The organism is Brevundimonas sp. (genome assembly GCF_003248455.1).
Lineage (GTDB): Bacteria > Pseudomonadota > Alphaproteobacteria > Caulobacterales > Caulobacteraceae > Brevundimonas.
Map to the genome: position 1 here is coordinate 1 of NZ_QFNM01000026.1, position 20016 is coordinate 20016.

Below are 20016 nucleotides of genomic sequence, written 5' to 3' on the forward strand. Positions count from 1 at the left end.
CTGGGCCTGCCCGACCGTCAGGACGTCAAGGACGGCGTCATCACCTACAAGATCGCCGCCCACGCCGCCGACCTGGCCAAGGGCCACCCCGCCGCCCGCCTGCACGACGACGCCCTGTCACGCGCCCGGTTCGAGTTCCGCTGGGAGGATCAGTTCAACCTGTCCCTGGACCCCGAAACCGCCCGCAAATACCACGACGCCACCCTGCCCAAGGAGGCCCACAAGACCGCCCACTTCTGCTCCATGTGCGGCCCCAAGTTCTGCTCGATGAAGATCAGCCAGGACATCCGCCGCGACGCCCAGGCCCAGAACGACGCGGGCGGCTCGCTGGCGGAAGCGGAGGCCGGGATGGCGGAGATGAGCGCGAAGTTCCGCGCGGGGGGAGGCGTGGTGGAGGTGAAGGTATGAGAGCTTACGAGACCGGCTTCACTGTATCGTTCTCGTTTGCCGATAAAATTACCTGATTCCAACTCTTCGAAATGAGCTGTTCGAAAAGGTCTAGTTGATGGTACTCTACCTCTTTGATAGTCCTCCACCTAACAAAAAACAGAAATGCTGGCTCTATAATATAGAGCATATCTTCGTTAGGACGCCACTCAAGCAGCTCGAATTCTCGCTTGGTTTGAAATTTCTTCAGTGCGCCTAGCGTTGAATTCAAAGACGCGAAGGGAGGAAGCTCATCCGCAGGTATCTGCAGACGCGTTAGACGGTCATCGATCTCTCGCCTATGGAGAAAAAATTTAATTGGGTCTAGGGTAAAGCACGCCAATACAAGTTCGTATGTTTTATATTTTCGGGCTTTTTCCCTAGGTCCTCGTATTAAAGTTGCATAGTATGGGTCGAATTGCTGATATTTGACGCGAGCGACGTGGTGGAGCGCTCGTTCGACTGCATGTTTATCTACTCTCAGTTTCTTTCGATCAATTTCGTCGGTAAAAGTTTTGTTTTGAAACAGGGCAAGACATGCCTGCTGAACTATAATCGGTAGCCCGACAGCTTCAGAGGCGATAAGCCGTCGAAAATCCGGATCAAACCCTATGCGCAGGTGATCAAAACCTTTCTGAGCAATTAGCTCCAGGTCTTTGACATCCCAGTGCCCCACATCTATGTGGGCAACTCGGCCAATCAAGTCTTTGTTGCTGTTGGCGATATCTACCGCTCGGTGCGTTGTGCTTAGAACTACAACGGATACCTCTTGATCGACAAACCTTTTCCATTGTTGGAAAAGAGCTACTTTTTCATCGTCGGGCAGATAGTGAAAGTCTTCTACTACTAATGTATAGGCGGTATCATTCAATATCGGTATCAGCAAATCGGGACCGGGTGCCGCCAGCACTCGGCTACGGACGTCTGAATCCTGCATCTCGCGTGAAAATAATCCCTTGAATCGGGATGTAGTTTCCGCAAGCCACGCCCAACTTAGCTTACCGCCGACCTCTGCTTCGATGCCGATGCGATTGATGGTCGCCCTTGTACGGCTTTGCACACGATCAAAATCCACTTCTTCGAGCGCCTTGAGCCATACCTCGTCAGCCGTCATTTTGCTGTCGCAGCGGACAATGAGAGGCAATTCATTCCTCTGCGAAAGCACCTCTCTATAGAGGGTTGTCTTGCCTGTTTTTGACGGGCCCGTAACCAAGCACAACTGGCCAGCCTCGTTCAGGGCTCCACTGAGCAACTGCTCTAGCGAGCCGCTGTCGCGCTTCACATAGGTTACGGTAGGTTGTCCTACCGTCTTGAATACGTCCGCAATCTTCTGGCGAGCCAATTTCATTCACCACATTCGAATAGTGGCAACCCTAGCTCGACTCCGGCCGAAAAATCCACGCTGGACGCTCGAAACGGCGAACAGGCTACGTAGACGCGCGTCACACTGGACGCGCGGGATGGTTGTGATACCTTCTTGTCAGCCGCAGATCAGGTGCGTGAGACCCCTGCGGCGAGGTCTTCGGTCGGCATCGTGGAAGTGTCGATTGAAGACCGCCCTTTGTCTCCGCTCGCCTTCCTACGCTGCCATGCTGCTAAGGCGATGTCGCTCCGCGCATGTTTATAGCCCACTAGACGATAGGCCTCCGTGAGGGTTCCGAAGCGATTTACGATTGTGCTCGCGTTGGGCAGGGCCGGGCTGGCGTTGATTAGCGGCGTATTGAGGTATCCCGTCCGAGCCAGAAGTTTTCGAAGCCGCTTGATGATCTCGTCGGACTTCAGGCCCTTTCGGTCGACATGCTCGCCGTATCGCTTCATCCGTTTGTAGCCCGCTAACGCCATCGCAGCGTCTAGCGTCCCGAAGCGCCGGATGTAGGCCTGCGACCCTTGCACAAGGGGCGATTCATCAATCTGGCTACGGCATAGATGGCCGTCCTTCTCTAGGAGCCGCCTGAGCCTGCCGATCATGTCCTCGTCGGTTTGGAGACGCCGCCTCAGGGTTCCCAGCTTATGCTGCGCGGCTGCAAATAGGGCGCGTGGCACCAGTGGCTCGGTTATCTGCACTCGAAGCCACTCAGCATGTGGATTGCTCTCAAGGTTGCCGAACAGTGAGGTCGTTCGGTTGAAGGCAAATATGCCGATTGCGAGTTCGTTCTTCAGGACCGCCCTGACCCTGAGTTCATTCCAAGGTCCAGATCGGCGATAGGGAACGCCTTCTCGGTTGAGGATGTGGGCAATCTCGGTCACACCTCGAAAATCGCGGACGAACAGACGGAAAATCCGGCGCAGAACCTCCACCTCCTCCTTCGTCCCATGAACGATTCTGACGCTTTGATCGGCTCGCGAGCGTCGCTCTCCGACACCCAGCACGGCGCCCATCGAGCCGTCCGCATTCAATACCTGACGGGCGAAGCCGTAAGGTGGGTTTCCTCCGGCCTTCGAGCCAGCGAGCATTTTCCGTCGAAGCGCTGCCCGCACACGATCAGACAGCTGTTTGCTGTATTCGGCGGCCATCACGCGCTTGATGTTCTTGACTAGAGCCGCTGTCGGTGAGCCGTCGTCGTCGAATGGCTCGGCGCAGTATCGAACTCTGACCCCCGCGTCGCGACAGAGAAACTCATAGTGAGCCGCTTCATCCGGGTCCTGATATCGCCCCCAGCGGCTCACATCGACGACCAAGATCGTTGAAAACGGCGCCCCGCCCAGTACGTCCCGGAGGAGCGCCTTCAAGCCGGTTCGACCTGCCGTCGTGACGCCGCTCTTCCCGGCGTCTTCGTATGATCTGATGACGCTGTAGCCATGCTCTTCGGCAAATGCAGCGATCAGCGCAGCCTGATTTCCAAGCGAGTATCGCTGATGGTCCGTCGACATTCGGAGATATTGCGCAGCCAGTAGCATCTCGCCCTCCTGATCGGTCGCGCGCAGCCATCCTATTTCCGTCGCCCCGACCTCTGAATTTCCTCGTCTTTCCGCCCTCAAGCGCCAATCGACCTACCACACCTTCCGGCCCGCCCATAATGCCCCGGCCCCGCGTCCGGGGCGGATCGGCGTCGGAGGGGCGTATGGAACGGGATGAGGATGGCGGGCCGGGCCGGGCGTTCGGCGTCGAGGCGTCGGGCGGGGACGGCGACCGGCCCTATGCCTATTGGGACGGCCGCGTGACCGACGCGGACTTCGTCGACCGCCCGGAGGAGGCCCCGCCCCTCTACGACGGGCGGCCGGTGCGCGATCCCTATGACCGGGGCGGCGGCTATCGCCGCGTGTCGGAGGCGGTCTGGGACCGGGCGCGGAACGACTATCTGGACGGGGACGCCGCCGAGACGGTGTGCGCCCGCCACGGCCTGGCCCTGTCCACCTTCCGCCAGCGCGCCAGGGCCGGGGGCTGGCGCCGCATCGACCGGCCCGATCCCGAGCCGGTCGATCTGGAGGCCGAGGCGGCGGCGGGCCTGCCGGACTACGCCGAGATGGCGCGCCACGCCCTGGTGCGGCTGAACCGCGCCGTCCTGGGCGGCCGGGCGGCCGAGGCCGCCGGCTGGATGCGGCTGCACATCCGCCTGTCGGACCTGGCCCGCGCCGCCGATGCGACGCCGCCTCCCAGCCCGCCCCCGAGCCCCGTCCCGGCGACGCCCGACCCCGAACCGGCGTCCCGCCCGCCCGCCGAGCCCGCCAAGACCGGCAAGACCCCCGCCCCCGAGGCCCTCGCGACGGCCAAGGCGCGCACCGTCCACACCCTGGTCCGCGCCGTGACCGCCCTGAACCCGCGCGACCCGACCAGCCGCCGCCTGATCGAAAAGAGCCTGGAGGTGCTGGACGCCCTGGACCGGCCGCCGATTTCACACGATTCACACCATTCGGACGGTGTTTTTCCCGATGCGGGGTCCGAAACCCCCGATCCGCCGCTCGATCCGCCCTTGGCCCCGCCCTGACGCGCCGTCGAAGGGGCTTGAACCCGCCGCCGACCGGTCCATTCCGTCGTCATGACCGCCGATCTTCAGTCCAGACCCCAGATCGCCGTCCGCTGCGCCGCGACGGGGGCCGGCGCCGTGGGCGCAGGCGCGGTCGCAACCCCGGCTTTAGGGTCGCTGATGCGCGTCCGCGACAGGTTCGCGCTCGCGCGCCGCTGGGTCCTCCGGTCTCGCTACGCTCGCCGGAGGATGACGAAAGGCGAAGACTAGGCTTCCGACGCGATCTGTCTCAGCGCCTGTTCGAACGCCTCGGCCGGCTGGCCGCCCGAGATCAGATATTTCCCCTCGACCACCACGGCGGGGACCGAACCGATCCCGCGCGACCGCCACAGGTCCTCGGCGGCCCGCACCGCCTGGGCGTAGCGGCCCGAGGCCAGGATCTCGGCCGCCTCGGCCCGGTCCAGGCCCGCCGCCTCGGCCGCCTGGGTCAGGACGCCGGCGTCGGCGATGTTGCGGTTCTCGGTGAAATGGGCGGCGAACAGGGCCTGTTTCAGCGCCTTCTGCTTCTCGGGCGCCGTCTCCTGGGCCCAGTGCAGCAGGCGGTGGGCGTCGAAGGTGTTCCAGATGCGGCTGTCCGGCCCCATCCGCATGTCGAAGCCGACCGCGCCCGCCCGCTCGCGGATCATGGCCTGGTTGGCGGCCGACTGCTGGGGTGTCGATCCGTATTTGCGGCCGATGTGGTCGACGATGTTCTCACCCTCGGGCGCCATCCCGGGGTTCAGTTCGAACGGCTGGAAGACGATGTCGGCGGCGATCCCCTCGGGCTTCAGCCGCTCCAGCGCCGTCTCCAGCCCGCCGAGGCCGACGACGCACCAGGGGCAGACGACGTCGGAGACGAAATCGATCTTCAGGGTCTTGGGCGGGGCGGCGTCGGTCATGTCGGGCTTTCGGAACAGCGGGCGTCGCCTCGCATATGGGAAGGGGCCGCCCGGACGCCAGCCCGGCGAGGACGCCGCGCCAACTCTCATAGGTTGTGTATTGTATCCGACAGACACGGCCCCGCTTGGACGGCTAGGGTTCATCTCGAGGGAGGGGTCCATTGCGCATCTACGAGTTCCATTTCTTCGACGCGGCCGACCGCCGGCCGGTGCTCGACTTCTTCGACGGCGACGACGACGAGACGGCGATCAAGGCCGCCCGCGCACAACTGCTGCGTCACGCCTCGTGCCAGGGGGTCGAGGTGCACGAGGCCGCCCGGCTGGTCGCGCGGGTGGATCGCGACTGCACGGTTCCGTACAGGCGCCGGTAATCCCTGGCTTTTTCCCCAGGATCGCGCACTAAATACAGCTACGCTGTGTCGGCTTCCGACAGACGGAAGGAACAGATCGCCTTATGCGCGAACCCATGCGCATCCTCCCGCCGGGAAACCGGCTGATCCAGGGTCTCGTTTCCGAAGACCGCGACGCCCTTCTCGGGATCGCCACGCCCGTCGAGTTCGACCTGGGCCATGTGTTCAACGAGCCGGACGACCCGGTCGAGCAGTTGCACTTCATCGACAGCGGCTTCTGCTCCTCGGTGGCCGTGCTGGAGGACGGGCGGACGGTGGAGACCGTGATGATCGGGCGCGAGGGCGTCCTGGGCGTGGTCGCCTCGGTCGTGCCCCACCACACCCACACCCGCAGCGTGGCCCAGATGGCGGGCAGGGCGCGGCGCGTGGACGCGGGCCGCTTCCGCGCCCTGTCGGCCCAGCGGCCGGGCGTTCGCGACGCCGTGGCGACCTATATGGCGCGGCTGCAGGGCGAGCTGGAGCAGTCGGCCGCGTGCAACGCCCTGCACCATGCAGGCCAGCGGTTCGCCAAATGGCTGCTGCGCTGCCACGACCGGGTCGAGGGCGACACGCTGAACCTGACGCAGGAGTATCTGGCCTCGATGCTGGGCTCGCAGCGGACCACGGTGAACGAGGCGGCGCAGGGGCTGCAGAAGGCCGGGGCCATCGCCTATTCGCGCGGCCGCATCACCGTCCTGGACCGCAGCGCCCTGGAGCGCGCCGCCTGCGAGTGCTATCGCCGCGGCGACGACTGACGCCGTCAGGTCTGGGCGGCCGGCAGCTCCAGCACCGCCTTCAGCCCGCCCATGTCGCTGTCCGCCAGGGTCAGCCGGCCGCCATAGGCGCGCGTCAGGTCCTCGACGATGGACAGGCCCAGGCCCGATCCGGGCGCGCTCTCGTCCAGCCGGGCGCCGCGCTGCATGACCGTGTCGCGCTGATCGGCGGGCAGGCCCGGGCCGTCGCCCTCGACCACCAGGATCATCTGCCCCAGGCCGCTGCCCCCGGCCGAGACGCGCACCCGCCGCCGGGCGAACTTGGCCGCGTTCTCGATCAGATTGCCCAGGATCTCCTGCAGATCCTGGCGCTCGCCCAGGAAGGCCAGGTCGTCGGGGGCGCGCCAGTCGATCTCGACCCCCTTGGCGCGGAACACCTGTTCGATCATGACGGCCAGTTCGTCCAGCACCTCGGGCACCGGCGTCGTCTCGCCCAGGCCGTGGGCGGCGCGGGCGGCGGCGCGGGCGCGGCGCAGGTGGTGATCGACCTGGCCCTGCATCACCCGGGTCTGGCGCCGCACCAGTTCGGGCAGGTCGCCTTCGGCCGTTCCCGCCTCGGCCAGCATGACCGAGATCGGCGTCTTCAGCGCATGGGCCAGGTTGCCGACATGGGTGCGCTGGCGCTCCACCACCTCCTGGTTATGGTCCAGCAGGCGATTGACCTGTTCGGCCAGGGGCTGGATCTCCAGCGGATAGGACCGGCCGATCCGGGCCGACTTGCCCTTGCGCACGTCCGCGATCTCGTCGCGCAGGTCGAACAGGGGGCGCAGGCCGATCCGCACCTGGATGAAGACCGCCGCCACCAGCCCCAGCCCCAGGATCATGAGGGCGATCCAGGCGACATGGGCGAACTGGCGCGTGTCGGCGTCCACCTCGGACCGGTCCACCGCGGCGATGAAGATGATCGGGTGCTCGTGCCGGGGGATGGACTTCATGCTGGCGGCGACGCGCAAGGGTTCGCGCGTCTGGGCGTCGTCCTTGGGGCCGGTCGTGTTGAAGGTGATGACGTCCCCGAACGCCGCATCCAGCCGCCGGGGCAGGTCCTCCGGCAGGGCCAGGTCGTAACGCCACAGCGAGGTGGAGCGCGCCAGGCTGACCCGCTGTCCGTCCGGCCGCACCTCCAGGATCTGCCAGTATTTGCCCGACAGCAGGCGCAGGGTGCGGGCGTCCTGAATCTGGGGGACCACGTCGCCGGGCGGGGTGCGGCTGGCGGCGACCACGATCTCGTCGATGGTCTCGTTCAGCATGGCGCCCAGACGGCGCAGGGCCGATTCCTGGAAGGCCTGGGTCAGGACCAGGGCCGCGACCACCAGGGCCACCAGGATCCAGGCCGAGGCCAGCCAGATCAGTCGGCGCGTCAGCGACCGTCCCGGCCGCCCGAACCAGCGGCCCCAGTCGGGGCCCTTGGCGGCCGGCGCCCCGGTCACGCGGCTTCGGATTCGCCCGCCAGCGGGGTCAGCCGGTATCCCAGGCCGCGCACGGTCTCGATCCGGTCCGACCCCACCTTCTTGCGCACCCGGCCGATGAAGACCTCGATGGTGTTGGAATCGCGGTCGAAGTCCTGGTCGTACAGGTGTTCGACCAGTTCGGTCCGGCTGATGACGCGGCCCTGATGCATCATCATGTAGTGCAGCAGCCGGTATTCCAGCGACGTCAGCCGCAGCGGCTCGCCGTTGACGCTGGCCCGCGCGGCCCGGGGATCGAGCCTGAGGCCCCCGCACGACAGGGTCGCCGAGGCGATGCCCGCCGAGCGGCGCAGCAGCGCCCGCAGCCGCGCCAGCAGCTCCTCGGTATGGAAGGGCTTGGTCAGATAGTCGTCGGCCCCGGCGTCGAAGCCCGCCACCTTGTCCGACCAGGCGCCGCGCGCCGTCAGGATCAGGACCGGCGTGGTCTTGCCCTCGCGCCGCCAGCGTTCCAGCACCGACACGCCGTCGATCTTGGGCAGGCCCAGATCCAGCACGATCACGTCATAGGGTTCGTTCTCGCCCAGATAATGGGCTTCCTCGCCGTCCGGCGCGTGATCGACCGCATAGCCCGCGTCGCCCAGCGCCGCCTTCAGCTGGCGCGACAGGTCCACGTCGTCCTCGACCAGAAGCACGCGCATCAGTTGGGCCTGCGTCGTTGAGTATTGTCGTTCGAACCGCCCTGGCGGGCCTGGCCGGTCTGGCCGTCCACCACCACCTCGCGCACGCGGCCGTCGCGTTCGACCAGGACGGAATAGTTGCCGTCGCGGCGCGGCTGGGTGTCGATGGGACGTCCGCGCCCGGCCTCGCCGCCACGGCGTCGCGCCTCGTCGGGACTGACGCGGGGGCCGCGTTCCTGCGACTGTTGCGCTTGGTCGCGAGACTGGGCGACCGCCTCGGCGGCGAGGACGGGAGCGAGGGCCAAGGCCAGGGCCGAGGTCAGGGCCAGGGCCGGGGCGGCGATGAGACTGGCGGGTTTGCGGAACATGGCGACCGATCTAGCCCCCTTCATCTGAACGGGCGCTGAATGCCCTTTATAGTCCAAGCCTCGCCGCCATCCAAACGCACCTGTCGGCGAAGTCATGCAGATGAACGCCGCCTGAGCGCGGCCGTTCAGATCGGGCTCAGGCCGGGCGTGGTCTTGTCTGCCCGACGCCGGCCGATCCCGACCGGCGGCGCCTATCAAGGAGATCGTCATGCGCAAGCTTATCGCCCCCGCCCTCATCCTGGCCGCCGTCTCCGTCGCGGCCCCCTCGCTCGCCCAGTCCAATCACCGTCCGGCCCCGGCGCATCAGGGCGCCCAGCACGCGGGCTACGGGTCCTGGCAGTCCGTCAACGCCCGCCAGGCCAACCTGGATCGCCGCATCGACCAGGGCGTCCGCTCGGGCCAGATCAGCCGCCGCGAAGCGACCCGGCTGCGCGGCGAGTTCGACAGCCTGCTGCGGCTGGAGGCCAGCTACCGCCGCGGCGGCCTGACGGCCTGGGAACGGGCCGACCTGGATCGTCGCTTCGACCGCCTGTCGGCCCAGATCCGCGCCGAGCGCCGCGACCGCGACCACCGTCGCGGCTGAGCCTTCTCTCCGCCTTCGGCCCGGATGGGGCGCGGTCGATCCGACCGCGCCCTTTCGGTCGTCCGCAGGCCTCAGACGACCAGCAGCGGGGCGGTCTGGAACATCACGCCCACGCCGGCGACGACGGCCCCCGCCACCCCCATCCGCAGGCCGAACAGCCGCGTCTCGTCCGACGGCGGCCGGCGCAGGCCGCGAGCCGCGGACAGGCCGGCCAGGGCCACGGCCGCCAGGCACGCCAAGCTGAAGACCAGGCCCGCGGCCCGGCCGCCCGCCGCGTCGCGCCAGGCCACGTCCGCGACGCTGGCCAGAACATAGAGGCCCAGGAAATGGACCGCCCAGATCGTCAGCCCGCCCAGCGCCGTCAGCCAGAACCTCATGACATCACGCCGGGAAACAGCCGCACCAGCAGGGTCGTGATCCCGCCCTGAAGCGCGGTGAAGGCCAGGAACAGGGCGATCAGCTCGAAGGTCGCGGGGCGTTCGGGCGACAGATGGCCGAACAGCCAGCGCAGCAGGGCGAACGGCCCCATCAGCAGGCAGATGCCCACGAACAGCCCCTGCCAGGCCAGAAGGGCGAAAACCGTGGCGCCCTGGCTGGAGGCGTCGGGACGCAGGCCCGAATCCCACCAGGCCCAGGCCTCGGCCGCCCAGGCCCCGCCCGCGGCCACGGCGGCGACCAGCATCAATCCCGCCGCGATCATCGGACTGCGCGGACGATCCAGCTTCAGCGCGCCCTGCCCGGCCCACCCGCCCAGGCCGGCCACGGCCAGGAGCCCCAGCGTCAACGGCAGCGACGCCAGGTCGGGTGGCGCCTGCCAGAGGTCGGGCCGCCGGCTCCACAGGAAGACGTAGGAGAAGCACGCCATCGCCGCGACCATCCCGCCCACGATCAGGGTGATGACCATGGCCCACCAGCCGTGGCTGGACGGTCCCGACACATAGGTCGGCAGGCGCACCCCGCCCCCGACGTCGACCGTCGCGTTCGCATTGGGCCGGTCCAGCCGCCAGGCCCATTCCCAGATGCAGTAGATCGCCAGGAGGCCGCTGACGACCGCGATCAGATAGGCCTGGACCGTCAGGATCAGGAAGAAGCCGGCGGTGAAGACGGCCGCCCACACGTACCAGCTGGAGGGCCTGGGGATGCGCAGCACATATTGCGGCTCGGCGTTGACCGGGCTGGTGACGATGGTCTCCCGCTCGCCGCGCGGCGCCCCCGGCATGAAGTAGCGGCCGGCGACCACGTCCCGCTCCAGGTCCTTCTGGTCCCAGAGCGGATAGAGGCTCCTGATCACCGGCGTCGACCGCAGCGAATACCGGCCGGCCGCCAGCCACTCCAGCCCCGGCCCATTGAACACATTGCCGGCCTCGCGCGCCCCGAACGGGCGGAAGTTGCGGATCATGTCCACGACCCACAGCAGGACCGCCAGGCCGAACAGGAACGACCCGATCGTGGAGATCATGTTGGGCAGGTCCCAGCCCCGGTTGGGCAGATAGGTGTAGACCCGGCGCGGCATCCCCATCAGCCCGGTCAGGTGCATCGGCAGGAAGGTCACGTTGTGGCCGACGAACATCAGCCAGAAGATCCACCTGCCCCAGCGTTCGGACAGCGGCCGCGCGCTGGACATCGGCAGCCAGTAGTAGATGGCCGCGAACAGCGGAAAGACCATGCCGCCGATCAGGACGTAGTGCAGGTGGGCGACGATGAAATAGCTGTCGTGGGCCTGCCAGTCGAAGGGGACCATGGCCACCATCACCCCGGTCAGGCCGCCCATGACGAAGATCACCAGCCCCCCGACCGCGAACAGGCCGGGCGTGTTGAACCGCATCCTGCCCGCCGCCAGGGTGGCGATCCAGGCGAACACCTGCACCCCCGCCGGCACGCTGACGGCCATCGAGGCGGCGCTGAAATAGTTGATCGAGATCTGGGGCATGCCGGTGGTGAACATGTGGTGCGCCCAGACGCCGAAGCTGATGAAGCCGGTCGCCAGCATGGCCAGGACCACCAGCCGGTATCCGACCAGTTTCGTCTGGGCCACCGCCGGGATCAGGGTCGACATGGCGCCCGCCGCCGGCAGGAAGATGATGTAGACCTCCGGGTGGCCGAAGAACCAGAACAGGTGCTGCCACAGCATGGGGTCGCCCCCCTTGGCCGCATCGAAGAAGGGCCAGCCCAGCGCGCGCTCCATCTCCAGCAGCAAGGTCGACAGGATCACCGAAGGGAAGGCGATCACGATCATGCAGGCGAAGATCAGCATGGCCCAGGCGAAGATCGGCAGCTTGTCCAAGGACATGCCGGGCGCCCGGGTCTTCAGGACGCCGACGATGATCTCGATGGCGCCGGCGATGGCCGATATCTCGATGAAGCCGATGCCCAGCAGCCAGAAATCGGCGTTGATCCCCGGCGAATAGGTCATGCCGGTCAGGGGCGGATACATGAACCAGCCGCCGTTCGGGGCCAGGCCGAAGAACAGCGAGCAGAAAAAGGCCAGCCCCCCGACCAGATAGGCCCAGAAGGCGTAGGCCGACAGGCGCGGAAACGGCAGGTCGCGCGCGCCCAGCATCTGCGGCAACAGCAGCACGCCCAGCGCCTCGACCGCCGGCACGGCGAACAGAAACATCATCACCGTGCCGTGCATGGTGAAGATCTGGTTGTAGGTCTCCTGCGCCAGGAAGCCCGTCATCGGCAGGGCCAGCTGGGTCCGCATCAGCAGCGCCAGAACCCCGGCCAGCACGAAGAACAGCATGGCCGCGCCGACGTAATAGACGCCGACGTAGTTGTTGTTGATCGCGGTGATCCATTCCCACGGCTTGCGCGGGCCGCACCAGACCTCCTCCAGCTGCTCCAGCTCGCCCTCGGGCCGGGGCTCGGTGGTCGGAAAGCGTTTGTAGAGTTCGGTGTCGAACCCGGTTTCCGAACTCATTTCAGGCTTTCCAGATAGGCGGCGACGGCGCGCAGATCCTGACCCGCCAGCACCGGATAGGCGGGCATCCGGTTGCCGGGCTTGATCGCCTGGCTGTCGGAAATCCAACCGGCCATCGTGCCCTGATTGTTCGGCAGGATGCCCGCGCCCAGGGTCTGGCGCGACCCGACGTGGGTCAGGTCGGGACCGGCCAGGCCGTTGGCCTCGGTCCCGCGAATGGTGTGGCAGGCCGCGCAGCCCGAGGCGGCGAAGACATCGCGTCCGCGCGCGATCAGGTCGGGCGTCTCCTGCGCCGAGACTGCCGGCCGGGCGCCCCCCGCCTGGCGGTCGCGCCAGGCGGCGAACCGGGTCGGCTCATGTGCGACGACCACCAGCCCCATCAGCGCATGGGGCCCGCCGCAGTATTCGGCGCACTGGCCGCCATAGGTCCCCGGCCGATCCGCCTGCAGCCGCATGAAGTTGCGCCGGCCCGGGATCATGTCGGTCTTGCCGCCCAGGCGCGGGACCCAGAAGCTGTGGATCACGTCGGCGCTTTCCAGCTCGAACACCACCGGCCGGCCGACGGGGATGTGCACCTCGTTGGCGTCCTGAAGGATCTCGCGCCCCTGGTCGTCCAGATAGGCGACGCGCCACCACCACATCTCGCCGGTGACGCGCACGCGCATCTCGCCGGGCCCGGGCGCATCGGCGATCCGGGCGGTGGTGTTCAGGCCATAGATTAGCAACCCCGTCAGCACCACGACGGGAAAGGCCAGGCCCGCCGTCCAGACCAGCCGCTCGCCGCCGACGCGCCGCTTCCATTTGCGCGGGCCGAACAGGGCCACGCCCAGGGCGGCCAGCACGATCGCCATGACCACCACGGACATGACGAACAGCACCCAGGCCACGGTGTGGATGGGGGCCGCGAACGGTCCGGCCGGATCGAGCACGGGCGGGGGCCAGCCGGCGATGCCGGGCGTCGCTTCAGTCGTCATCGAGCGAATACAGATAGGCCGCGACGTCGCGGGCTTGGTCGTGGGACAGGGGCATGGGCGGCATGGCGGTCTGGGGGTCCAGGGAAGGGGCGTCGATCAACCAGCGGATCAGGACGTCGGGCTGGTTGGGCAGGCGGCCGGCGATCATCGGCCGGGCGCCGAACCCGGCCAGGTCGGAGCCGCTGCGCCCCCGGGGCCAGGCGACGCCGGGTATGCTGTGACAGGCGGCGCATCCGACCTGGTTCGCCACGGCCAGCCCCTTGGCGGCGTCGCCCTGGGCCACCGGGCGCGGCAGATCGGCCTTGTCCACGCAACCCGCCAGCAGGCAAACGGCCGCCAGGACGGGCAGGCGCGTGTTAGACGGCCCCCTCGTGCTTCGGCGCGCCTGCGTCGATCGTCTCATCCCGCCCCCAAAAGCTTGACCACACAATCCGCCATCCCCGCCGTGGTTCCCGGGTGCGACACGCCGTCCAGGGCCGCGGCCGGAACCTTCGCCATAGAGACGGGTTCGATGGGGCGTGCGCGCGCCCCTCTCCCTCATCGGTCTGTCGTTCGGCCTGGCGGCGCTGGCCGGCTGCGACTCCACGCGCGGCCAGACAGACGCGGCCTTCAGCGCCGACGGCCGGACCATCGCCATGAGCGGCGGCGCGGGCGGGGCGGCCAACGCCTGCTTCACCTGCCACGGGCTGCAGGGACAGGGCGACGGGGTTTCCGCGCCCCGCCTGGCCGGCCTGGACGTCGGCTATCTGCAGAAGCAGATGGAGGACTACGCCTCGGGCCTGCGCCCCGACGACCAGATGACGCGCATCGCCAAGGCGCTGAACCAGACGGATCGCCGCGCCGTCGCCGCCTGGTACGCCGGCCTGCCCGCCTCGCCGCCCAATACGCCGCCTTCCGACGCGCCGCCCGCGCCCACGCCGGCCGTCTATCTGACCGGCGATCCGTCGCGCGGGATCGTGGCCTGCGCCGCCTGTCACGGGGCGAACGGCGAAGGCGCGGGCCGCGGCGGCAATCCCCCGATCGCCGGCCAGCCCGCCGCCTATACGCTGGAGCAGATCGATCGCTGGAAATCGGGCGAGCGCCGCAACGACCCGCGCGGCGTCATGGCCGCCGCCGTCAGATCGCTTTCGGACCCAGAAGCCCGCGCCATAGCCCTTTGGCTGTCGACACGGCCCGCCGCTCAAGCGCCCGCCAGCGCCGCTGCCAGCGGGTCCGCTTCCGTGGACGCAGCGGCACGACCGGCAGCATCGCGTGAAACACGTCGTCCCGATCGATCAGATGGTGCTTGAGCGCCGCCCCCGCGTGGATCGGGATCATCAGCAGCAACGTCAGCACCATGCCCCAGTGCATCCATTCCGCCGCCGCCTCGATCGCCCATAGCTGGGTGTTCGACAAATCCTGAAACGGCAGCAAGGGCCAGGGGATCAGGCCGACCACCTCCAGATGGCGGGTGCGGTCCGTCGCCGAGATCATCGCCCAGCCCGTCAGCGGCAGGCCGAACAGGCAGATGTAGAAGACATAATGGGTGACGTGCGCCGCCCAGCTCTCCCAGCCCGGCTTGTCCGCGTCATTGACCAGGTCCGGCGCCATCAGCCGCCACGAAAGCCGCCCGATCACCAGCACCAGCATCAGCACCCCGACCGCGAAATGCACGTCATAGGCCCCGACCATGGCCGCGCCGACCGGCTGACGCCCCATCCAGAACCCCCAGCCGATCTGAAACGCCACCAGAGCGGCCATGGTCCAGTGAAAGCCGATGGCGACCGGGGAATAGCGCCCCTCGTCATGATGGCCCGCCGCCCATTCCAGGGCCTGCTGGAACAGCCGGGCGATCACGCCGCAACCTCTCGCGTCGGCCCCAGCATCCGCCCTAGCACCGCCAGGGCCGCGAACAGATAGAGCGCCGCGGCCGGCGCCCACATGATCAGGCCGGCCGCCTGCTGATCCTCCAGCGGCGTCATCCACCAGGCCAGGGTGGTGTGGAAATGCGGCGCATAGACCGCCTGGCCGGCGAAGGTCAGGATCGCGCCCAGCAGGCCCATGGCCAGCATGGCGGCCAGCAGGCCGACCACCGCCGCCGGCGCCGAGGCCCCCCGCACCGTCGTCCAGAACCAGACGGCCGCGCCCAGCAGGCTGAGCTGCATCGCCCAGTAGACCGCATCGTTCGACAAGGCCGCAGCATAGAGGCCCGGCGCGTGCCAGGCCCACAGCACCGCCGCCTGCGCCGCCGTCGCCAGGACCAGGCCGCCGCCCGCGCGCCGCCGTCGCGCCGCCCCGACCGGCGCCGCCCAGGCCAGCAGGGGCGCGGCCACGCCGACCAGCAGGACGTGATGCACGGTCCGGGCCGAGAACAGCGCCGAACTGAGGGCGCACAGGGGCGAAACGAAACTGATCGCCAGAACCCCCGTCGCCGCCAGGCCGAACAGGCGCCGTCGCCCCTCCAGCCGCATCGCGATCACGGCCGAGGCGACGACCAGCACGCCCAGCAGCATCGGATCCAGGTTCCAGCGCCAGTCCCCGGCCAGGGGCGCCGGGCCGCAATAGGGCGTCCAGATCGGACCAGCATCCATGATCAACCCCTCGCCGCACGGGCGTCCGCTCAAGCTACGCCTTGGCGAAAACCCTCCACACCCGTCCGGTTCCGCCGCCGCATGTCCGGGCGGGTGCGACACGACGTCTGGAACCGATCGCAGGCTTGGTGCACATCACCGATTCCCCGTCGTTGGCGACCCCGGCAGGACTCCAACCTGCGACCTCGGCTTTAGGAAAGCCTTGCTCTATGCGGCTGAGCTACGGGGCCATGGGCGATGACCTAGCGGCTCGCGCGCGGTTCGGGAAGCGGCGGCGGGGAAAAAACGGACGGGTTCCGCGGCGCCGGCGAACGGCGTTGTGGTTAAGGCGGCTTAACCTACCAGATGTCGCGGTGAACAAAGGGCGAATCGAGGCGAGTCAGCGATTCGGTCCCGATTCGTTTCGCGCTTGTTCCGCAAGGCCGGCTTGGCCGTTAACCGGGCGTGCAGGGACGGCGTCAGAACAGGATCAGGTCGCCGGGATCGGCGGTCGGGGCGCGGTCCCCGGCGGGGCGCAGACGCGCGGCGAGATCGGCCAGCGCAACAGGATCGACGGCCTGGTCGGGGTTCGCCCCCTGACCGAGCGCGCGCAGCACGGCCGCCAGGGAGTCGAGGTTCTGGTTCAGGGCGTCCAGCCCCTGGGCCTGGATCAGGGCGGCGGGACGGTCGGCGGCGGGGGCGTGGCGGACCAGCCGGGCGACCAGGGCTTCGACGGCCTCAACCTCGGCGCGGGCGCGGACCAGCTCGTCGGCGACGGCGGCCAGCAGTCGGGCCTGGTCGGGCGCGAGGGCCATTCTCAGAACAGCTCCAGCGCGCCGATCTCGGCGGGCGGGGCGACCGCGACGGGACGGGGGGCGACGGTGTCGGCGACGGCCCGTTGCAGCGCCCGGCCGCTGACCGGCCAGTAATGCAGGCGACGGCCGCCCTCGCCGCGCAGACTGCCGCCCACGACTGCAATGCCCTCGTCGCGCAGGAAGCGTTCGGCGAAGTCGGCGTTGGCGCGGCCGACGTCGCGCAGGGCGTCGAACATCCGGCCGCCGCCGAACAGCTTGGCCTCCAGCCGCTCGCGCCGGCCGCCGGCCTTGAGCAGGTCGTTGATCAGCAGTTCCATCGCATAGGCGCCGTAGCGGCGGCCCGCGTCGGTTCCCGCCCCCGTCCCCTCCGGCAGCAGGAAATGGTTCATGCCTCCCACCCCGGCCTGCGGATCGCGCAGGCACATGGCCACGCAGGAGCCCAGGATGGTGCTGAGGACGACATCGGGATCGGACGTGACGACATGTTCGCCCTGGCCGACGTGAACGCGCTTTTCCGCGCCTTCCCTCAGGGCGGCGAAGCTCATGTCAGGGGTCCGAACACGGCTTCCATCTTGCCCTTCAACTGGGCGACCGTGAAGGGTTTGACCAGATAGTTGTTGACCCCGAACTGGACCGCGCGCTGCACCAGTTCGCGGTCCGCGCGGCCGGTCAGCATGATGAAGGCGGTCTTGGACGTGGGCGGATGGGCGCGCACGGCCCGCAGCAGGCCCAGGCCGTCCAGGTTCGGCATGTTGTAGTCGGAAATGATCAGGTGGGCGGGCTTCACCACCACTTCGCGCAGGGCGATCTCGCCATCGGAGGCCTCGCGGATTTCGCGCACGCCGAGCTGCTGCAGGCTGGTGCGGACCAGCGAGCGCATGGTCATCTGATCGTCGACGACCAGGCAGTGGATGGCGGCGGCGGCGGGCATGGGACGCTCCCGGTCAGGCGACTGATCGTGCGGCCGGGTCGGCGCACAGTTCGAGAATGGCGGGGGCCAGGCGATGCAGCGGCAGTTGCCGCTCCACCGCGCCCAGTTCGAAGGCGGCCTTGGGCATGCCGTAGACGACGCACGACGCCTCGTCCTGGCCCAGGGTGCGGCCGCCGGCCTGGCGCATCGCCAGCAGACCCCTGGCGCCGTCACGGCCCATGCCGGTCAGGATGACCCCCGTCATCGGGCGCTTCAGCCGCACGACGGAGTCGAACATCACATCGACCGAGGGGCGGTGGCCGTTGACCGGCTCGCGGGCCGTCAGGCGACAGCGCGGGACGACGCCGGGCGAGACCTCCAGGTGGGTCGCCCCGCCGGGGGCCAGATAGACATGGCCGGGCCTCAGCGGCGCCCCGTCCACGGCCTCGCTCACGCTCGGGGCGCAGACGCGGTCCAGACGGGCCGCGAAGCTGGCGGTGAAGGTCGCCGGCATGTGCTGGGTGACGACGGTGGCGGGACAGTCGGCGGGAAAGCCGCCCAGCACGGTCAGCAGGGCCTCGACCCCGCCGGTGGACGAGCCGATGGCCAGGACGTGGTCGGACGCGGGGCGATAGGCCTGGGGCGCCTTCGCGGCGGCGGGCGCGTCGCCGCGGGCGCGGACGCGCGAACGGGCGGCGGTCTTCACCTTGCCGATCAGCTCCTGGAAGGCGCCGATGCTGGCGAGCGCCGGCTTGGCCACCGCGTCCACCGCGCCGATCTCCAGCGCCGCCAGGGTCACGTCGGTCCCGGCCGCCGTCAGGGTCGAGACCATGACCACCGGCATGGGCCGCAGACGCATGATCTTTTCCAGGAACTCCAGCCCGTTCATATTGGGCATTTCGACGTCCAGGGTGACGACGTCGGGGTTCAGGGCCTTGATGGCGGCGCGCGCCTCGATGGGATCGGCGGCCGTCCCCACGACCTCGATCTCGGGGTCGGCCCTCAGGGCGGCCGAGATCAGGCCGCGCATGGTCAGGCTGTCGTCGACCACCAGGACGCGCACGGGGGTCATGCGGCCCCCAGGCGATAGGTGGTCAGGCCGGCGGTGCGCAGCTGGGCGGCGGCCGGGCCGGAAACGCGCTCGGAATGGCCGATGTAGAGGGTGGCGCCGGGCGTCATCAGGGGAATGAACCGCTTCCACACCCGCTCCTGGGTCGCGTCGTCGAAATAGATGACCACGTTGCGGCAGAAGACGACGTCGAACCGGCCCTTCATCGGCCAGTCGCCGATCAGGTTCAGTTCGCGAAAGGCGACCAGACGTTGCAGTTGGGGCCCGGCGGTCCACTGGCCGCGATCCGCGCGGTCGAAGTATTTGCGCCACAGGGCTGGAGGCGCAGGCTCCAGCGCCTCTTCGGAATAGGTCCCGTCGCGGCCCTGGGCGACCATGTCGGGGTCGATGTCGGTGGCCAGGATGCGCACGTCCAGATCCGCCGCTTCGGGCAGGACAGACAGGACGGTCAGGGCCATCGAATAGGGCTCCTGCCCGTTCGAGCAGGCGGCCGACCACAGGCGCACCCGCCCGCCGGCGCGGGCGCGCGCGGCCAGGGCGGGCATCACCCGGTCGCGCAGGTCGTCGAAATGATGCGGCTCGCGATAGAAGCGGGTGACGTTCGTCGTCAGGGCCGCCGTCATCTTCTGGCGCTCGTCCACGCCGTCCACGCCCTGAACCAGGGCGCAGTATTCGCGGAAGCTGTTCAGGCCCAGGGTGCGCAGGCGCTTGGCCAGACGCGAATAGACCAGGGCGGCCTTGCCCTCGTTCAGGGCGATGCCGGCGTGGGCATGCAGCATTTCGGCGATGTGGCGGAAATCATCGGCCGTGAAGGCGAATTCGCCCTCCACGAGGGATCCGCGGCCCGCGACGGCGGTCATGCGGCTTCGGCCTCGACCTGCGGCAGGATGTGGTCCAGTTCGATCAGGCTGATCATGCGCCCGTCGATGGAGAAGATGCCCTTGACGAAGGTCTTCACGCTTTCGCTGGCCGCGTCGGGCGTGGGCTGCACGGCGGCGGCGCTCATCTGCAGGATGTCGGACACGGCGTCGACCAGCAGCCCCACCATCCGGCCCCCGATATGGGCGACCATGATGACGTGCCGCGCCGTCGGCTCGGAGGTTTGCAGACCGAACCGCGCGCCCAGGTCGATGATGGGCAGGACGGCGCCGCGCAGATTGATGACCCCCTTCATATAGCCGGGCGAGCGCGGCAGGGGCGTCGCGGGCGTCCAGCCCCTGATCTCGCGCACCGACATGATGTCGACGCAGAATTCCTGGGCGCCGATGCGGAAGGCGATCAGTTCGCGCTGGGTGTCTTCGGCTTCGTTCATGG

At 68.3% G+C, this 20016-nt stretch carries 23 protein-coding genes, 1 tRNA gene and 1 pseudogene; 6 read left to right on the forward strand and 19 right to left on the reverse strand.

Going from position 1 to position 20016, the window contains the following annotated elements; translation table 11 throughout:
- On the forward strand, positions 1–408 hold a 408-nt coding region (locus tag DI624_RS11035; RefSeq protein WP_291538358.1), incomplete at its 5' end, for a phosphomethylpyrimidine synthase ThiC.
- Between the two features lie 4 nt (positions 409–412).
- On the opposite strand, the gene DI624_RS11040 is transcribed toward DI624_RS11035, so the two are convergent.
- Positions 413–1774 carry a hypothetical protein gene (locus tag DI624_RS11040; RefSeq protein WP_291538360.1) on the reverse strand — a complete coding sequence of 454 codons (1362 nt, stop codon included), beginning with the start codon at positions 1772–1774 and terminating at the stop codon, positions 413–415.
- 143 nt (positions 1775–1917) lie between these two features.
- The gene (locus DI624_RS11045; RefSeq protein ID WP_291538362.1) at positions 1918–3324 is read right to left on the reverse strand and encodes a recombinase family protein; all 1407 of its coding nucleotides are present in this window, start codon (positions 3322–3324) and stop codon (positions 1918–1920) included.
- Positions 3325–3488: 164 nt separating this feature from the next.
- Between DI624_RS11045 and DI624_RS11050 the strand changes: the two genes are divergently transcribed.
- Complete coding sequence (locus tag DI624_RS11050) at positions 3489–4352, forward strand: hypothetical protein (RefSeq protein WP_291538365.1); 864 nt, start codon at positions 3489–3491, stop codon at positions 4350–4352.
- A gap of 245 nt (positions 4353–4597) precedes the next feature.
- On the opposite strand, the gene DI624_RS11055 is transcribed toward DI624_RS11050, so the two are convergent.
- Complete coding sequence (locus DI624_RS11055) at positions 4598–5269, reverse strand: DsbA family oxidoreductase (protein WP_291538367.1); 672 nt, start codon at positions 5267–5269, stop codon at positions 4598–4600.
- Between the two features lie 161 nt (positions 5270–5430).
- Here DI624_RS11055 and DI624_RS11060 point away from each other — a divergent pair, with 161 nt between their 5' ends.
- Both DI624_RS11060 and DI624_RS11065 read left to right on the forward strand, forming a co-directional pair.
- Complete coding sequence (locus DI624_RS11060; protein WP_291538369.1) at positions 5431–5640, forward strand: hypothetical protein; 210 nt, start codon at positions 5431–5433, stop codon at positions 5638–5640.
- A gap of 83 nt (positions 5641–5723) precedes the next feature.
- Positions 5724–6413, forward strand: a complete 690-nt coding sequence (locus tag DI624_RS11065; protein WP_291538371.1) for a Crp/Fnr family transcriptional regulator — start codon at positions 5724–5726, stop codon at positions 6411–6413.
- 5 nt (positions 6414–6418) lie between these two features.
- Here the strand turns inward: DI624_RS11065 and DI624_RS11070 are convergent, their stop codons facing one another.
- The 3 genes from DI624_RS11070 to DI624_RS11080 are packed head-to-tail and all read right to left on the reverse strand — an operon-like array spanning position 6419 to position 8882.
- Positions 6419–7858, reverse strand: coding sequence for a sensor histidine kinase (locus DI624_RS11070; protein WP_291538373.1), 1440 nt, complete (start codon positions 7856–7858; stop codon positions 6419–6421).
- Positions 7855–8535: a response regulator transcription factor gene (locus DI624_RS11075; protein WP_291538375.1), complete on the reverse strand. Its 681-nt coding sequence runs from the start codon at positions 8533–8535 to the stop codon at positions 7855–7857. Before DI624_RS11075 ends, DI624_RS11070 begins: the two co-directional genes overlap by 4 nt.
- Positions 8535–8882, reverse strand: a complete 348-nt coding sequence (locus DI624_RS11080; protein ID WP_291538378.1) for a hypothetical protein — start codon at positions 8880–8882, stop codon at positions 8535–8537. Before DI624_RS11080 ends, DI624_RS11075 begins: the two co-directional genes overlap by 1 nt.
- A gap of 208 nt (positions 8883–9090) precedes the next feature.
- Here DI624_RS11080 and DI624_RS11085 point away from each other — a divergent pair, with 208 nt between their 5' ends.
- The gene (locus tag DI624_RS11085; RefSeq protein ID WP_291538380.1) at positions 9091–9465 is read left to right on the forward strand and encodes a hypothetical protein; all 375 of its coding nucleotides are present in this window, start codon (positions 9091–9093) and stop codon (positions 9463–9465) included.
- Positions 9466–9536: 71 nt separating this feature from the next.
- On the opposite strand, the gene DI624_RS11090 is transcribed toward DI624_RS11085, so the two are convergent.
- Genes DI624_RS11090 through DI624_RS11105 form a run of 4 tightly spaced genes read right to left on the reverse strand, consistent with a single transcriptional unit; the run spans position 9537 to position 13669 of the window.
- Positions 9537–9842, reverse strand: a complete 306-nt coding sequence (locus tag DI624_RS11090) for a hypothetical protein (protein ID WP_291538383.1) — start codon at positions 9840–9842, stop codon at positions 9537–9539.
- Complete coding sequence (locus tag DI624_RS11095; protein WP_291538384.1) at positions 9839–12385, reverse strand: cbb3-type cytochrome c oxidase subunit I; 2547 nt, start codon at positions 12383–12385, stop codon at positions 9839–9841. The genes DI624_RS11090 and DI624_RS11095 overlap by 4 nt, the downstream gene beginning before the upstream one ends.
- Positions 12382–13359 carry a cytochrome c oxidase subunit II gene (gene coxB, locus DI624_RS11100; protein ID WP_291538386.1) on the reverse strand — a complete coding sequence of 326 codons (978 nt, stop codon included), beginning with the start codon at positions 13357–13359 and terminating at the stop codon, positions 12382–12384. Before coxB ends, DI624_RS11095 begins: the two co-directional genes overlap by 4 nt.
- Complete coding sequence (locus DI624_RS11105) at positions 13349–13669, reverse strand: c-type cytochrome (RefSeq protein WP_291538389.1); 321 nt, start codon at positions 13667–13669, stop codon at positions 13349–13351. Before DI624_RS11105 ends, coxB begins: the two co-directional genes overlap by 11 nt.
- Positions 13670–13994: 325 nt before the next feature.
- Between DI624_RS11105 and DI624_RS11110 the strand changes: the two are divergent.
- A pseudogene (locus DI624_RS11110) lies at positions 13995–14468 on the forward strand (cytochrome c); the annotation flags it as partial.
- Positions 14469–14475: 7 nt separating this feature from the next.
- On the opposite strand, the gene DI624_RS11115 reads toward DI624_RS11110, so the two are convergent.
- From DI624_RS11115 to DI624_RS11155, 9 genes are all read right to left on the reverse strand, one after another.
- A complete protein-coding gene (locus DI624_RS11115) occupies positions 14476–15195 on the reverse strand; it encodes a cytochrome b (protein ID WP_291538391.1) in 720 nt (239 codons plus the stop codon).
- Positions 15192–15929, reverse strand: coding sequence for a cytochrome c oxidase assembly protein (locus tag DI624_RS11120; RefSeq protein ID WP_291538393.1), 738 nt, complete (start codon positions 15927–15929; stop codon positions 15192–15194). Before DI624_RS11120 ends, DI624_RS11115 begins: the two co-directional genes overlap by 4 nt.
- 153 nt (positions 15930–16082) lie before the next feature.
- Positions 16083–16159: transfer RNA gene (locus DI624_RS11125), tRNA-Arg, on the reverse strand.
- A 228-nt stretch (positions 16160–16387) separates the two neighbouring features.
- Positions 16388–16723 carry a hypothetical protein gene (locus tag DI624_RS11130; RefSeq protein WP_291538396.1) on the reverse strand — a complete coding sequence of 112 codons (336 nt, stop codon included), beginning with the start codon at positions 16721–16723 and terminating at the stop codon, positions 16388–16390.
- A 2-nt stretch (positions 16724–16725) separates the two neighbouring features.
- Positions 16726–17268 carry a chemotaxis protein CheD gene (locus DI624_RS11135; RefSeq protein ID WP_291538399.1) on the reverse strand — a complete coding sequence of 181 codons (543 nt, stop codon included), beginning with the start codon at positions 17266–17268 and terminating at the stop codon, positions 16726–16728.
- Positions 17265–17654, reverse strand: coding sequence for a response regulator (locus DI624_RS11140; protein WP_291538402.1), 390 nt, complete (start codon positions 17652–17654; stop codon positions 17265–17267). Before DI624_RS11140 ends, DI624_RS11135 begins: the two co-directional genes overlap by 4 nt.
- A 13-nt stretch (positions 17655–17667) precedes the next feature.
- Positions 17668–18705: a chemotaxis response regulator protein-glutamate methylesterase gene (locus DI624_RS11145; protein ID WP_291538405.1), complete on the reverse strand. Its 1038-nt coding sequence runs from the start codon at positions 18703–18705 to the stop codon at positions 17668–17670.
- Positions 18702–19562, reverse strand: a complete 861-nt coding sequence (locus DI624_RS11150; protein ID WP_291538407.1) for a protein-glutamate O-methyltransferase CheR — start codon at positions 19560–19562, stop codon at positions 18702–18704. The genes DI624_RS11145 and DI624_RS11150 overlap by 4 nt, the downstream gene beginning before the upstream one ends.
- Complete coding sequence (locus DI624_RS11155) at positions 19559–20014, reverse strand: chemotaxis protein CheW (protein ID WP_291538410.1); 456 nt, start codon at positions 20012–20014, stop codon at positions 19559–19561. Before DI624_RS11155 ends, DI624_RS11150 begins: the two co-directional genes overlap by 4 nt.
- Positions 20015–20016 lie beyond the last annotated feature (2 nt).

Excerpts from the sequence above, each read along its gene's own strand:
- DI624_RS11040 (WP_291538360.1), bottom strand. The coding sequence starts at position 1,774 with ATGAAATTGGCTCGCCAGAAGATTGCGGACGTATTCAAGACGGTAGGA.
- DI624_RS11045 (WP_291538362.1), bottom strand. The coding sequence starts at position 3,324 with ATGCTACTGGCTGCGCAATATCTCCGAATGTCGACGGACCATCAGCGA.
- DI624_RS11050 (WP_291538365.1), top strand. The coding sequence starts at position 3,489 with ATGGAACGGGATGAGGATGGCGGGCCGGGCCGGGCGTTCGGCGTCGAG.
- DI624_RS11055 (WP_291538367.1), bottom strand. The coding sequence starts at position 5,269 with ATGACCGACGCCGCCCCGCCCAAGACCCTGAAGATCGATTTCGTCTCC.
- DI624_RS11065 (WP_291538371.1), top strand. The coding sequence starts at position 5,724 with ATGCGCGAACCCATGCGCATCCTCCCGCCGGGAAACCGGCTGATCCAG.
- DI624_RS11075 (WP_291538375.1), bottom strand. The coding sequence starts at position 8,535 with ATGCGCGTGCTTCTGGTCGAGGACGACGTGGACCTGTCGCGCCAGCTG.
- DI624_RS11080 (WP_291538378.1), bottom strand. The coding sequence starts at position 8,882 with ATGTTCCGCAAACCCGCCAGTCTCATCGCCGCCCCGGCCCTGGCCCTG.
- DI624_RS11085 (WP_291538380.1), top strand. The coding sequence starts at position 9,091 with ATGCGCAAGCTTATCGCCCCCGCCCTCATCCTGGCCGCCGTCTCCGTC.
- DI624_RS11090 (WP_291538383.1), bottom strand. The coding sequence starts at position 9,842 with ATGAGGTTCTGGCTGACGGCGCTGGGCGGGCTGACGATCTGGGCGGTC.
- DI624_RS11095 (WP_291538384.1), bottom strand. The coding sequence starts at position 12,385 with ATGAGTTCGGAAACCGGGTTCGACACCGAACTCTACAAACGCTTTCCG.
- coxB (WP_291538386.1), bottom strand. The coding sequence starts at position 13,359 with ATGACGACTGAAGCGACGCCCGGCATCGCCGGCTGGCCCCCGCCCGTG.
- DI624_RS11120 (WP_291538393.1), bottom strand. The coding sequence starts at position 15,929 with ATGGATGCTGGTCCGATCTGGACGCCCTATTGCGGCCCGGCGCCCCTG.
- DI624_RS11130 (WP_291538396.1), bottom strand. The coding sequence starts at position 16,723 with ATGGCCCTCGCGCCCGACCAGGCCCGACTGCTGGCCGCCGTCGCCGAC.
- DI624_RS11135 (WP_291538399.1), bottom strand. The coding sequence starts at position 17,268 with ATGAGCTTCGCCGCCCTGAGGGAAGGCGCGGAAAAGCGCGTTCACGTC.
- DI624_RS11140 (WP_291538402.1), bottom strand. The coding sequence starts at position 17,654 with ATGCCCGCCGCCGCCGCCATCCACTGCCTGGTCGTCGACGATCAGATG.
- DI624_RS11145 (WP_291538405.1), bottom strand. The coding sequence starts at position 18,705 with ATGACCCCCGTGCGCGTCCTGGTGGTCGACGACAGCCTGACCATGCGC.
- DI624_RS11150 (WP_291538407.1), bottom strand. The coding sequence starts at position 19,562 with ATGACCGCCGTCGCGGGCCGCGGATCCCTCGTGGAGGGCGAATTCGCC.
- DI624_RS11155 (WP_291538410.1), bottom strand. The coding sequence starts at position 20,014 with ATGAACGAAGCCGAAGACACCCAGCGCGAACTGATCGCCTTCCGCATC.